This is a genomic window from Serratia sp. LSHTC3, assembly GCF_057197125.1.
In genome coordinates, this window is sequence record NZ_JBXUNP010000001.1 from 1,231,836 (window position 1) to 1,245,424 (window position 13,589).

Consider the following 13,589-nt stretch of genomic DNA (forward strand, 5'->3'; position numbering starts at 1 on the left):
ATGACCGTGGTGGCGGTTGGCCACGGCGGTATCCCCCCGACGCCTGTGAAGGCGACATTAGAGGTTGCTCAATGAGCGAAAAGTTACAGAAAGTTTTAGCGCGCGCCGGGCATGGCTCGCGTCGTGAAATCGAAACCATGATTGAAGCCGGGCGCGTCAGCGTCGACGGCAAGGTCGCCAAGCTGGGCGATCGCGTTGAAGTGACGCCGGCGATGAAAATTCGTCTGGACGGTCATGTCCTGTCGATCAAAGAGTCCGAAGAGGTGGTTTGCCGGGTGCTGGCTTACTACAAACCGGAAGGCGAGCTGTGTACCCGCAGCGATCCTGAAGGCCGCCCGACGGTGTTCGATCGCCTGCCGAAGCTGCGCGGTTCGCGCTGGGTGGCGGTAGGGCGCCTGGACGTCAACACCTCTGGTCTGCTGCTGTTCACTACCGATGGTGAACTGGCCAACCGTCTGATGCACCCGAGCCGTGAAGTGGAGCGCGAATACGCGGTGCGCGTGTTCGGCCAGGTCGACGATGCGAAAGTGAAGCAGCTGAGCAAAGGCGTGCAATTGGAAGACGGCCCGGCCGCCTTCCGCACCATCAGCTTCCAGGGCGGTGAAGGCCTCAATCAGTGGTACAACGTGACCCTGACTGAAGGCCGCAACCGTGAAGTGCGTCGCCTGTGGGAAGCGGTGGGCGTGCAGGTGAGCCGCCTGATCCGCGTGCGTTACGGCGACATCGATCTGCCGAAAGGCCTGCCGCGCGGCGGCTGGGCCGAACTGGATCTGCCGGCGATCAACTACCTGCGCGAGCTGGTGGAGTTGAAACCGGAAACGGTCAGCAAAATGCCGGTGGAGCGTGAGCGCCGCCGCGTGAAGGCCAACCAGATCCGCCGGGCGGTCAAGCGCCACTCGCAGGTGGCCGGCAGCGGCCGCCGCAGTGCGCCAGGCAGCAAACCAGGCAAGCCAAGCAAACGCAGCTAATCCCGCCGTTCTGGCCCCGTTCGGGGCCAGAACGTTTTGTTACCAATCGATCCCTTGTTGCGCCTTCACGCCCGCGTCGAACGCGTGTTTCACCGGCCGCATCTCCGTGACCGTATCCGCCAGTTCCAACAGATCGCGATGGCAGCCGCGCCCGGTCAGGATCACCGTCTGATGCGCAGGGCGTTGCAGGAGTGCTTCCTTCAGCTCTTCCAGTTCCAGATAGCCGTAGGTCAGCATGTAGGTCACTTCGTCCAGCAGCACCAGATCCAGGCTGCTGTCGGCCAGCATGCGTTTGCCGTGCTGCCACACCGCCTGGCAGGCGGCGGTGTCGCCGGCCTTGTTTTGCGTTTCCCAGGTGAAACCGGTGGCCATCACCTGAAATTCAACGCCGTGTTGCTGCAGCAGATTCTTTTCGCCATTGGGCCATTCGCCCTTGATGAACTGGATCACTCCGGCGCGCATGCCGTGGCCGACCGCGCGGGTGACGGTGCCGAAGGCGGCGGTGGTTTTGCCTTTGCCGTTGCCGGTAAACACCAGCAGCAGGCCGCGGGTGTCCTGCGCCGCAGCGATGCGCGCATCGACCTGTTCTTTCAGGCGCTGCTGGCGCTGTTGATGACGATCTTCCGCCATGAAACGCTCCTGATTATTCGGCTGCGCCGGGTTTGCGGTTCGGCTGCGCGTCGAAGCTCATGCCGGTTTTGCGGCGGCTGTCTTCGCCCATCAAATACAGATACAGCGGCATGATATCGGCCGGGGTTTTCAGCTTGTTCTTGTCTTCGTGCGGGAAGGCAGATGCGCGCATTTTGGTGCGAGTGCCGCCCGGATTGATGCAGTTCACCCGCAGATTGCGGTTTTTGTACTCGTCGGCCAACACCTGCATCATGCCCTCGGTGGCGAACTTCGACACCGCATAGGCACCCCAATCTGCGCGGCCGGTACGCCCGACGCTGGAGCTGGTGAACACCAGCGACCCGGCGTGGGATTTCAGCAGCAGCGGCAGCAGTGCCTGAGTCAGCATAAAGGTGGCGTTGACGTTAACCTGCATCACTTCTTGCCACATGGTCATCGACAGGTCGGCCATCGGCGCGATGTCGCCGAGCAGGCCGGCGTTGTGCAGCACGCCATCAAGGCGGGGGATCTGGTGCGCCAGATCGTCGGCTATCTGCCGGCATTGCTCCTGAGTGGCGTGCAGCAAGTCCAGCGTCACCACCAGGGCCGGGGCACCGCCCTGGGCTGCGATCTCTTGTTGTACCGCCAGCAGTTTGCTCTCGGTGCGCCCCAGCAGCACCAACTGGGCGCCGAAGCGCGCGTAGGTCAGCGCCGCTTCACGGCCGATGCCGTCGCCGGCGCCGGTGACCAAAATGATACGTTGTTCGAGCAGATCTTGTTTGGGTTGGTAATGCACGATAAATCCTCGCCTTGGTGGCTGTTCTCCCGCAGATATCGGGGAGCAAGGGTGAAACGCGCGGCCGGGGCGGGAGCGAAGGCTCGACCATCTGCGGGCCGCGCAGCGAATCCGTCTCATCATATTGATGAATAATGGGTGTTATATGCCTTAATCCGCGGGCATTTTCAATGCGTAGCAGGCTGAAATGGCATTCTTTTGTAACAAAAGCGCGGCGGTGGCGGCTTGGTTCGGCCGTAAATCGTCCCCATAGTGATGCTCTGTGCGCAATGAATTTTCATTTAGCCGCGACAGCAGCCGCTGCGGTTGGCTAAAATGGAAATAAGCATACTAACAACCTGTAAATAAAGGCGGAATCTGTGGAGTTTATATCTGTTTATGGCCTGTTTCTGGCCAAGGTCGCCACGGTGGTGCTCGCCATCGCCGCGTTGGCCATCCTGGCGGTCAGTTTGGGGCAACGCAAGAGCCGCCAGAAAGGGGAGCTGCAGCTGACCGATCTCGGCGAACAGTATCGCGAGATGCAGCGCGATATGCGCCTGGCGCGCATGGATGCCGCCGAGCAGAAGGTTTGGCTGAAACAGTTCAAAAAGCAGACTAAATCTGATGACAAATTGAAGAAACAGCGCGCCAAGTCCGGCGCGGTGGAAGTGGCCAAGCCGTGCCTGTATGTGCTGGACTTCAAGGGCAGCATGGACGCGCACGAGGTCACCTCGCTGCGCGAAGAGATCTCGGCGGTGCTGGCGGTGGCGTCGGCGCAGGATGAAGTTCTGTTGCGCCTGGAAAGCCCTGGCGGGGTGGTGCACGGCTACGGCCTGGCGGCTTCGCAGTTGGAGCGCCTGCGCAAAGGCGGCATTCGTCTGACGGTCGCGGTGGATAAAGTGGCGGCCAGCGGCGGCTACATGATGGCTTGCGTTGCGGATCGCATCGTGGCGGCGCCGTTCGCCATCATCGGTTCCATCGGCGTGGTGGCGCAGATCCCGAACTTCCACCGCCTGTTGAAAAAGAACGATATCGACGTGGAGTTGCACACCGCCGGGCAATTTAAACGCACGCTGACGCTGTTTGGCGAAAACACCGAACAAGGGCGCGAGAAGTTCCGAGAAGATCTGAACGAAACGCACGAGCTGTTCAAGCGCTTTGTGCATGAGCAGCGTCCGTCGCTCGACATCGACAGCGTCGCCACCGGTGAGCACTGGTTCGGTTCACAGGCGAAAGAGAAGGGCCTGATCGACGCCATCGGCACCAGCGATGATTTGCTGATCGCCGAGCTGGATAACCACGAAGTGATCGCCGTGCGCTATACGCGCCGCAAACGCCTGATGGATCGCTTCACCGGCAGCGCGGCGGAAAGCGTCGATCGTTTGCTGCTGCGCTGGTGGCAGCGTGGGGAAAAGCCGTTGTTGTAACGGCAACGAGAGCGGGAATCAACGGGGGCCAGGCGCCCCCGTTTTCTTGTCTTAATCGACCAGGTGGTATTTTTCCGAAAGCAGGTGAGCCAAATGTTTAAACATATTAAATACCGCGGTGGTTTTGGCGGTGGGCAATCCATCGGCATCCAAAAAGTATTCGCCGCGAAAAACTAAAACGCCGCTTTTTTGTTCAACGTCGGTGGCGATCATGCCGTGCAGATAATCTTCGTGTTGGCGGATGATGTTATTTGCTTCCGCCAGCAGGGCCTCGCGGCCGATAGGTGCAGTATTCGTGCGCATTTATTAGACTCCAAACTAAAAACTCTGCGCATATTCTAACGCCGGTTCGCTTTTATCCGCAAACCGACTAAGGTTTATTTGCCGTCTGGATGGCCATGGGCGGCCGCCGGTTGGCGAAATCGGACTTTCCATGCTAATTAGGTTGCGTGACGCTTTTTATCAGGTACAGTGTGGGATTTTGCGGCGTCGGGTGGAAGGTTTTGTTTACGCCATGAATAAAACTCACACAGCCATACTTCTGGGGCATGGGTGAATAGCAGGCAGGATCAACAACTTGCGTTCAGGTTGAGCAGTTGGGCAACCAAAAGAAAAAAATCTGTTGATCTCTTGCCAGACTGCCGCAATATAAAAAAAGAGACACGAATTGCCGCGGCACGGCGAGATAAAAGACTTCTTTTTAGAAGAAATAAATTAGGTAAAGGTAAATATGGGTAAAGCTCTCGTAATAGTTGAGTCCCCGGCAAAAGCCAAAACTATTAATAAATATTTAGGAAGTGACTACGTGGTGAAGTCCAGCGTCGGTCACATCCGTGATTTGCCGACCAGTGGCTCAGCCAGCAAAAAGAGCGCTGACTCAACCGAAGACAAAGCCAAGAAAAAAGTTAAAAAAGATGAGAAGGCGGCGCTGGTAAATCGCATGGGCGTCGACCCTTACCACGGCTGGAAAGCGCATTATGAAATCCTGCCGGGTAAAGAAAAAGTGGTCGCCGAGTTAAAATCGTTGGCGGAAAACGCCGACCACATTTATCTCGCAACTGACCTTGACCGCGAAGGGGAAGCCATTGCCTGGCACCTGCGGGAAGTGATCGGTGGCGATGACAAACGCTTTAGCCGCGTGGTGTTTAACGAAATCACCAAAAACGCGATCCAACAGGCGTTCAAACAGCCGGGCGAGCTGAACATTGATCGCGTCAACGCGCAGCAGGCGCGCCGGTTTATGGACCGCGTGGTGGGTTATATGGTCTCGCCGCTGCTGTGGAAGAAAATCGCCCGCGGCCTGTCCGCCGGCCGTGTGCAGTCGGTGGCGGTGCGTCTGGTGGTGGAGCGCGAACGCGACATCAAGGCGTTCGTGCCGGAAGAGTACTGGGAGCTGCATGCCGATCTGCTGGCGAAGGGTGAAACCGCGCTGCAGATGGAAGTGACCCATGCGCACGACAAACCGTTCAAGCCGGTTAACCGCGAGCAGACTCACGCCGCGGTCAAGTTGCTGGAAAAAGCCCGCTACACGGTGCTGGATCGCGAAGACAAACCGACCAGCAGCAAGCCGGGCGCGCCTTTCATTACCTCCACGCTGCAACAGGCCGCCAGCACCCGCCTGAGCTTCGGCGTGAAGAAAACCATGATGATGGCGCAACGGCTGTATGAAGCCGGCCACATCACCTATATGCGTACCGATTCCACCAACCTGAGCCAGGATGCGCTCAACATGGTGCGTGGCTATATCGGCGACAACTTCGGCGATAAATACCTGCCGAAGGCGCCGAATCAGTACAGCAGCAAAGAGAATTCGCAGGAAGCGCACGAAGCGATCCGTCCTTCGGACGTGAACGTGCTCGCCGAGCAGCTCAAAGACATGGAAGCGGACGCGCAGAAGCTGTATCAGCTGATCTGGCGCCAGTTCGTTGCCTGCCAGATGACGCCGGCGCAATACGATTCCACCACGCTGACGGTAAAAGCCGGCGATTATCAGCTGCGCGCCAAGGGCCGTACGCTGCGCTTTGACGGCTGGACCAAGGTGATGCCGGCGTTGCGCAAGGGCGATGAAGATCGCACGTTGCCGTTCGTCGAAATCGGCAGCGAGCTGGATCTGCAGAAACTGATCCCGAGCCAGCACTTCACCAAGCCGCCGGCGCGTTACAGCGAAGCTTCGCTGGTGAAAGAGTTGGAGAAACGCGGCATCGGCCGTCCGTCCACCTACGCCTCCATCATCTCGACCATTCAGGATCGCGGTTATGTGCGGGTGGAAAGCCGCCGTTTCTATGCCGAGAAAATGGGCGAGATCGTCACCGATCGTCTGGAAGAGAACTTCCGCGAGCTGATGAACTATGACTTCACCGCACGCATGGAAGACGGCCTCGATGAGGTCGCCAACAATCAGGCTGAGTGGAAAGCGGTGCTGGACGAGTTCTTTGTCGATTTCAGCGAGCAGCTTGAAACGGCGGAGAAGGATCCGGAAGAAGGCGGCATGCGGCCTAACCAGATGGTGATGACCAGCATCGACTGCCCGACCTGCGGCCGCAAGATGGGCATCCGTACCGCCAGCACCGGCGTGTTCCTCGGCTGTTCCGGCTACGCGTTGCCGCCGAAGGAGCGTTGCAAAACCACCATCAACCTGGTGCCGGAAGCGGAAGTGCTCAACATCCTCGAAGGCGACGACGCGGAAACCAACGCGCTGCGCGCCCGCCGCCGCTGCCAGAAATGCGGTACGGCGATGGACAGCTATCTGATCGATAACCAGCGCAAGCTGCACGTCTGCGGCAACAACCCGGCGTGTGACGGCTATGAGATCGAAGAGGGCGAGTTCCGCCTGAAAGGCTATGACGGCCCGGTGGTGGAGTGCGACAAGTGCGGTTCGGAAATGCACCTGAAAATGGGGCGTTTCGGCAAGTACATGGGCTGCACCAACGAGAACTGCAAAAACACCCGCAAGATCCTGCGTAACGGCGATGTCGCGCCGCCGAAGGAAGATCCGGTGCCGTTGCCGGAGCTGCCGTGCGAGAAGTCCGACGCCTATTTCGTGCTGCGTGACGGCGCTGCCGGCGTGTTCCTGGCGGCCAACACCTTCCCTAAATCGCGCGAGACCCGCGCGCCGTTGGTGGAAGAGCTGGCTCGCTTCAAGGATCGTCTGCCGGAGAAACTGCGCTATCTGGCTGATGCGCCGGTGGCGGATGCCGAAGGCAACAAAACGCTGGTGCGTTTCAGCCGTAAAACCAAGCAGCAGTACGTCTCCTCTGAAAAAGACGGCAAGGCGACCGGTTGGTCCGCGTTCTACGTGGACGGCAAGTGGGTCGAAGGCAAGAAGTAAGGCCGATGTCCTGCCCGCAAGATGAAAAACCAGCCCTGGCGGCTGGTTTTTTTATTGGTGAAAAGGGGCAAACGGATCTATCCTTTGCTGTTTTTATCCCTCCGACACCGCCGTTTCACGTTGATACCCATGCAAAATAATCGTTATCATAGTGTGACGCGGATCTATACTTGAAGCTGCATCGTGGTATAGTGGTTATATAAAAAGTTTTTTTATTATTAAAGCTTATTAACAACGGCGTTTTCTTCACCATCAGGGTAGAACACGGGGTTTATGGCTTGTGAGTTTCAGCATACCGGGGCGACACCGATATACCTGGCTGCGGGTAAGCCGCAGTGTTTAACCTAGGATGGTATAAGATATGAAATTGCAGCAGCTTCGTTACATTGTGGAAGTGGTTAACCACAACCTGAATGTCTCCTCGACGGCAGAAGGGCTCTATACCTCTCAACCCGGCATCAGCAAACAGGTGCGCATGCTCGAAGATGAGCTGGGCATCCAGATTTTCGCCCGCAGCGGCAAGCACCTGACCCAGGTCACCCCCGCCGGCCAGGAAATCATTCGCATCGCGCGTGAAGTGTTGTCCAAAGTAGACGCCATCAAAGCCGTTGCCGGTGAACACACCTACCCGGACAAAGGCTCGCTGTACGTCGCCACCACGCATACGCAGGCTCGCTACGCCTTGCCAAACGTGATCAAGGGCTTTATCGAGCGTTACCCGCGCGTCTCGCTGCACATGCATCAGGGATCGCCGACGCAGATCGCCGAAGCGGTCTCCAAGGGCACCGCCGATTTTGCCATCGCCACCGAGGCGCTGCACCTGTACGACGATCTCATCATGTTGCCGTGCTACCACTGGAACCGTGCGGTGGTGGTGAAGCCCGATCATCCTTTGGCGGGCAAAAGCAGCATCAGCATTGAAGAGCTGGCGGCTTACCCGATCGTCACTTACACCTTCGGCTTTACCGGCCGGTCGGAGCTGGACACCGCCTTCAACCGCGCCGGCCTGACGCCGCGCATCGTCTTCACCGCCACCGACGCCGACGTGATTAAAACCTATGTGCGTCTGGGATTGGGGGTGGGGGTGATCGCCAGCATGGCGGTGGATCCGGTGCAGGATCCGGATCTGGTGACGGTGGATGCGCGCGATATCTTCACATATAGCACCACTAAAATCGGCTTCCGCCGTAGCACCTTCCTGCGCAGCTACATGTACGACTTCATTCAGCGCTTCGCGCCGCACCTGACGCGCGACGTGGTCGACAGCGCAGTGGCGCTGCGCTCCAATGAAGAAATCGAAGCGATGTTCAAGGACATCAAGCTGCCGATTAAGTAATCGTTGACGATATCAAATCAAACCCGGTTAGGTGCCTGCCTAACCGGTTTTTTTAGCCCGGAAACCCGCACCTTCCTTGTTTCTCAGGATCATCCTGAAAAGCCGCCGTCCTTTCGACAGCTTCGTTTCCAACAACATTGAAATTAGCGGTGATGGTGAAATAGGGATGAATAATTTCGACTCGGCTGTCATTGCCATTAAATTGGGTGTCTCTGCCATCATTGCTGCAGTTGTGCTCACAGTCTGTCGCCGCCTGGTGCGCCAATCCCGCTAGAGCCGCGAGATTTTCCCTGCGAAAACGCCGCCTCGTTGCGGCGTTTTCGTTGACGTGTGGCCTAACTCCTTGGCTGCGCTCGCACTTCCTTCCTCTTGATTGTTCCCGCCTATCGTTGTGATCAAATCGTGTTGTTATCAAAACGTTAACTTATCTTTGTGGTATCTTTAAACAAGACCTCACTGATTACCCTGTTTTAATCACAATAAGAAATGGAGGAGCTATGTCGTCCGATCTTCGTGAAACAAGTCTGGATAAGCTGGTTGCGCTGAATAGCGAATATTACTACTACAGTCTGCCGCTGGCGGCGAAGCAGCTGGGTGATATCGACCGGTTGCCGAAATCAATGAAAGTGCTGTTGGAGAACCTGCTGCGCCATGTGGATGGCGACACCGTGCAGGTTGACGACCTCAAGGCCATCGTCGCCTGGTTGCAAACCGGCCATGCTGACCGTGAGATCGCCTACCGTCCAGCACGCGTGCTGATGCAGGATTTTACCGGCGTGCCGGCGGTGGTGGATCTGGCGGCGATGCGTGAAGCGGTGCGGCGGCTGGGCGGCAATGTCGACCAGGTGAACCCGCTGTCACCGGTGGATCTGGTGATTGACCACTCGGTCACCGTCGATGAATTTGGCGACGATAATGCCTTTGAAGACAACGTGCGCATCGAAATGCAGCGCAACCACGAGCGCTACACCTTTCTGCGCTGGGGGCAGAAGGCCTTCAACCGCTTCCGCGTGGTGCCGCCGGGCACCGGCATCTGCCACCAGGTTAACCTCGAATACCTTGGCCAAACGGTGTGGCACAGCGACGAAAGCGGCCGCCGCGTGGCCTATCCGGATACGCTGGTGGGCACCGATTCTCACACCACCATGATCAACGGCCTGGGCATTCTCGGCTGGGGCGTCGGCGGTATCGAAGCGGAAGCGGCGATGCTGGGCCAGCCGGTGTCGATGCTGATCCCGGACGTGGTCGGCTTCAAGCTGACCGGCAAGCTCCGCGAGGGCATTACCGCCACCGATCTGGTGCTGACCGTCACCCAAATGCTGCGCAAGCACGGCGTTGTCGGCAAGTTCGTCGAGTTTTACGGCGACGGCCTGGCCGATCTGCCGCTGGCGGACCGTGCGACCATCGCCAACATGTCGCCGGAGTTCGGCGCTACCTGCGGCTTCTTCCCGGTAGACGATGTCACGCTCGGCTACATGAAACTCAGCGGTCGCAGCGCCGAACAAATCGCGCTGGTGGAAGCCTACGCCAAGGCGCAGGGCATGTGGCGCAATCCGGGAGATGAGCCGGTATTCACCAGCTCGCTGGCGCTGGATATGTCGACGGTGGAGGCGAGCCTCGCCGGGCCGAAACGCCCGCAGGATCGCGTGGCGCTGCCGAATGTGCCGCAGGCGTTCAAGGCCGCTACCGAGTTGGATATCGGCGGCCACAAGGCCAAGACAGACAGCAAAACCTTTACGCTGGACGGGCAGCAGCACGAACTGCGCGACGGCGCAGTGGTGATCGCGGCGATCACCTCCTGCACCAACACCTCCAACCCGAGCGTGATGATGGCGGCCGGCCTGCTGGCGAAAAACGCCGTCAAGAAAGGGCTGCGCAGCAAACCCTGGGTAAAAACCTCGCTGGCGCCGGGTTCCAAAGTGGTGACCGACTACTTCGACAGCGCCAAACTCACCGCTTATCTGGAAGAGTTGGGGTTCAACCTGGTGGGGTATGGCTGTACCACCTGCATCGGTAACTCCGGCCCGCTGCCGGATCCGATCGAGCAGGCGATCAAAGAGGGCGATCTGACCGTGGGCGCGGTGCTGTCGGGCAACCGTAACTTCGAAGGGCGCATCCACCCGCTGGTGAAAACCAACTGGCTGGCCTCGCCGCCGCTGGTGGTGGCTTATGCGCTGGCGGGCAGCATGAAGATCGATCTGACCAAAGAGCCGCTGGGCGAGGGCAACGATGGCCAGCCGGTCTACCTGAAGGACATCTGGCCGAGCAGCCGGGACATCGCTCAGGCGGTGGAAGAAGTGCGCACCGAGATGTTCCACAAGGAGTACGGCGAAGTGTTCGACGGCGATGCCAACTGGCAGGCGATCCAGGTGACCGGTTCGGCGACCTATCAGTGGCAGGAGGATTCTACCTATATCCGCCATCCGCCGTTCTTCAGCACCATGAAGGTGAAGCCGGATCCGGTGCAGGACATCAAAGATGCGCGCATTCTGGCGATTCTGGCCGACTCGGTGACCACCGATCACATCTCGCCGGCGGGTAACATCAAGCGCGACAGCCCGGCGGGGCGTTACCTGAGCGAGCATGGCGTAGCACCGCAGGATTTCAACTCCTACGGTTCACGCCGTGGCAACCACGAAGTGATGATGCGCGGCACCTTCGCCAACATTCGCATCCGCAACGAAATGGTGCCGGGCGTGGAAGGCGGCTATACCCGCCATATTCCTTCGCAACAGCAGCTGTCTATCTACGACGCCGCCATGCAGTATCAGCAGGAGAAGGTGCCGCTGGCGGTGATCGCCGGTAAAGAGTACGGTTCCGGCTCCAGCCGTGACTGGGCGGCGAAGGGGCCGCGCCTGCTGGGCGTGCGGGTGGTGATTGCCGAATCCTTCGAGCGTATTCACCGCTCTAACCTGATCGGCATGGGGATTTTGCCGCTGGAGTTCCCGCAAGGGGTGACGCGTAAAACGCTGGGGCTGACCGGGGATGAGCAGATCAGCGTTGGCGGCCTGCAACAGCTTCAGCCGGGCCAGACGGTGCCGGTGCACATCACCTATGCCGACGGGCGCAAGGAAGTGGTCGACACCCGTTGCCGCATCGATACCGGCAATGAGCTGACTTACTACGAAAACGACGGCATCCTGCACTATGTGATCAGGAAAATGCTGTAATTAATCAATAAAAAGGGCGCCGTAAGGCGCCCTGATTGTTTCCGCTGCGGTGGCGATCACTTCTGGTCGAGCAAATGGCCCATTTTGGCGGCCTTGGTTGCCAGATAGCGTTCGTTCTTCGGGTTGCGGCCGACGATCAACGGCACGCGTTCGCTGATGTTGATACCGGCTTCGGTCAGGATCTCGACCTTTTTCGGGTTGTTGGTCAGCAAACGCACCGCGTCGACGCCCAGCAGTTTGAACATGTCGGCACACAGGGTGAAGTCGCGCTCGTCGGCGGCGAAGCCGAGCTGGTGATTGGCTTCCACGGTGTCTGCGCCCTTATCCTGCAGGGCGTAGGCGCGGATCTTGTTCAACAGGCCGATATTGCGGCCCTCCTGGCGATGGTACAGCAGGATGCCGCGGCCTTCTTCCGCAATCTGCTCCAGTGCGGCTTCCAGTTGAAAACCACAGTCGCAGCGCAGGCTGAATAACGCGTCGCCGGTCAGGCATTCGGAATGCACGCGTGCGAGCACCGGCGCTTCGCCGGAAATATCACCGAATACCAGTGCCAGATGGTCATGTCCGGTCGCCAGTTCTTCGAATCCTACCATCAGGAAATCGCCCCAAGGTGTCGGCAGTTTAGCCTCTGCCACCCGTTTCAGCTGCATGTCACTCTCCACAAAAACCTACGATTCAATCATTGTCGCGCATCCTAAGTCCGGTTTAGTAAATTGACCAAGACTAAAACGTGCTACGCCGATCTCTATTTCGTTAATTATCGGCTATTTTGCCACAACTTCTTGCCGGGCGGTGCTCAGCAAACCAGCAGATGGCGTTTTCTGGCCACCTATTATTGCGATAGGTTTTCTATCTGTTTAATTTTTCGCGTGTTATCAATATTGCACTCTTGTTACACTGCAGCCTGATTCACGCAGAGGAAAACGGGAATGTATGAGATAGCAAAACGTACGTCGGGCGGCGCGCTGCTGCTGCTGTTGATGCCGCTGGTGGTATGGGCCTCCGGCTGGCATTGGCAGCCCGGCGGCAATGAGCGGCTGCTCAAAGCGCTGTTCTGGGTGACCGAAACCGTAACCTCGCCGTGGGGCATTCTGACCAGCGCTATCCTTTGCGGTTGGTTTTTGTGGTGCCTGCGCTTTCGGCTGAAGGCGGCCATCGGTCTGGCGATCCTGCTTTCCGCCGCGTTGGTGATTGGGCAGGGGGTCAAGTCGTTGATCAAGGATCGGGTGCAAGAACCGCGGCCGTTTGTGGTATGGCTCGAGCAAACCCACGGCGTGGACGGAAAATATTTCTATTCGCTGCATCGCAAAGAGCGCAGCGCGCTGGTGCGCGAGCAACTGCAAGACCAGACGCTGGTGCCGAACTGGCTGCGCAAGCACTGGCAGTTTGAAACCGGCTTCGCTTTCCCGTCGGGGCATACGATGTTCGCCGCCACCTGGGCGCTGTTGGGCGTAGGGCTGCTGTGGCCGCGCCGCCATTATAAAACCGTTGCGCTGCTGATGGTGTGGGCAACGGGGGTGATGGGCAGCCGTCTGCTGCTGGGCATGCACTGGCCGCGCGATCTGGCGATGGCTACGCTGATCAGTTGGCTGCTGGTGGTGGTCACCTGCTGGCTGGCGCAGCGCTGGTTCGGCCCGCTGACGCCGCCGCCACAAGAGCAGCAGGAAATCGCGGCGCGCAAGCCGGAGATATGATCGCTATGTGACCACGTCACAAAATAGGCGGCATCGGATCGGTGCCGCATTAACCGCTTACATTTTCCCGCCATTGCAATTCGCCCGGTTGCCCCCATATCCTTATAAATTCGACGTTTTGAGAAGCTTTCTCATCAATTTGTTCGCTAAGACCGTTTACTGCCGAATATGCCAGCAGATATGTGGTTTTATCGTGCGGCAGGGTTTCCCTGCCGCAGCGGGAAATGCTAACTTAAGGGTTAGGGACGCCACATTTTGGCATCGTTCATCCGATTCACTCGG

Annotated in this window: 11 protein-coding genes; 7 read left to right on the forward strand and 4 right to left on the reverse strand. The window is 58.5% G+C overall.

Features of this window, described 5'->3' with window-relative positions:
- Window positions 1-71: 71 nt before the first annotated feature.
- Window positions 72-968, forward strand: coding sequence for a 23S rRNA pseudouridine(2605) synthase RluB (gene rluB, locus AC2CGI_RS05930; RefSeq protein WP_015378049.1), 897 nt, complete (start codon window positions 72-74; stop codon window positions 966-968).
- Between the two features lie 39 nt (window positions 969-1,007).
- Here the strand turns inward: rluB and cobO are convergent, their stop codons facing one another.
- Both cobO and AC2CGI_RS05940 read right to left on the reverse strand, forming a co-directional pair.
- On the reverse strand, window positions 1,008-1,598 hold the full coding sequence (gene cobO, locus AC2CGI_RS05935; RefSeq protein WP_004930707.1) for a cob(I)yrinic acid a,c-diamide adenosyltransferase: 591 nt from the start codon (window positions 1,596-1,598) through the stop codon (window positions 1,008-1,010).
- A gap of 13 nt (window positions 1,599-1,611) precedes the next feature.
- The gene (locus AC2CGI_RS05940; protein WP_021503822.1) at window positions 1,612-2,373 is read right to left on the reverse strand and encodes a YciK family oxidoreductase; all 762 of its coding nucleotides are present in this window, start codon (window positions 2,371-2,373) and stop codon (window positions 1,612-1,614) included.
- Window positions 2,374-2,732: 359 nt separating this feature from the next.
- Here AC2CGI_RS05940 and sohB point away from each other — a divergent pair, with 359 nt between their 5' ends.
- Window positions 2,733-3,779: a protease SohB gene (gene sohB, locus AC2CGI_RS05945; protein WP_004930703.1), complete on the forward strand. Its 1,047-nt coding sequence runs from the start codon at window positions 2,733-2,735 to the stop codon at window positions 3,777-3,779.
- A 51-nt stretch (window positions 3,780-3,830) separates the two neighbouring features.
- Here sohB and AC2CGI_RS05950 read toward each other — a convergent pair whose 3' ends face one another.
- Entirely contained in the window at window positions 3,831-4,082 is a 252-nt protein-coding gene (locus AC2CGI_RS05950) for a YciN family protein (protein ID WP_004930700.1), read from the reverse strand.
- A 427-nt stretch (window positions 4,083-4,509) separates the two neighbouring features.
- Between AC2CGI_RS05950 and topA the strand changes: the two genes are divergently transcribed.
- From topA to acnA, 4 genes are all read left to right on the forward strand, one after another.
- Window positions 4,510-7,107 carry a type I DNA topoisomerase gene (topA, locus tag AC2CGI_RS05955; RefSeq protein WP_015378045.1) on the forward strand — a complete coding sequence of 866 codons (2,598 nt, stop codon included), beginning with the start codon at window positions 4,510-4,512 and terminating at the stop codon, window positions 7,105-7,107.
- A gap of 5 nt (window positions 7,108-7,112) precedes the next feature.
- A complete protein-coding gene (locus AC2CGI_RS05960) occupies window positions 7,113-7,247 on the forward strand; it encodes a hypothetical protein (protein WP_255201708.1) in 135 nt (44 codons plus the stop codon).
- Between the two features lie 221 nt (window positions 7,248-7,468).
- The gene (gene cysB, locus AC2CGI_RS05965) at window positions 7,469-8,443 is read left to right on the forward strand and encodes an HTH-type transcriptional regulator CysB (RefSeq protein ID WP_004930690.1); all 975 of its coding nucleotides are present in this window, start codon (window positions 7,469-7,471) and stop codon (window positions 8,441-8,443) included.
- 497 nt (window positions 8,444-8,940) lie between these two features.
- Window positions 8,941-11,613, forward strand: a complete 2,673-nt coding sequence (acnA, locus tag AC2CGI_RS05970) for an aconitate hydratase AcnA (RefSeq protein ID WP_021503816.1) — start codon at window positions 8,941-8,943, stop codon at window positions 11,611-11,613.
- 56 nt (window positions 11,614-11,669) lie between these two features.
- Here acnA and ribA read toward each other — a convergent pair whose 3' ends face one another.
- Entirely contained in the window at window positions 11,670-12,263 is a 594-nt protein-coding gene (gene ribA, locus AC2CGI_RS05975; protein WP_004930678.1) for a GTP cyclohydrolase II, read from the reverse strand.
- Window positions 12,264-12,542: 279 nt separating this feature from the next.
- Between ribA and pgpB the strand changes: the two genes are divergently transcribed.
- A complete protein-coding gene (gene pgpB, locus AC2CGI_RS05980) occupies window positions 12,543-13,307 on the forward strand; it encodes a phosphatidylglycerophosphatase B (RefSeq protein WP_076740780.1) in 765 nt (254 codons plus the stop codon).
- Window positions 13,308-13,589: the final 282 nt, after the last annotated feature.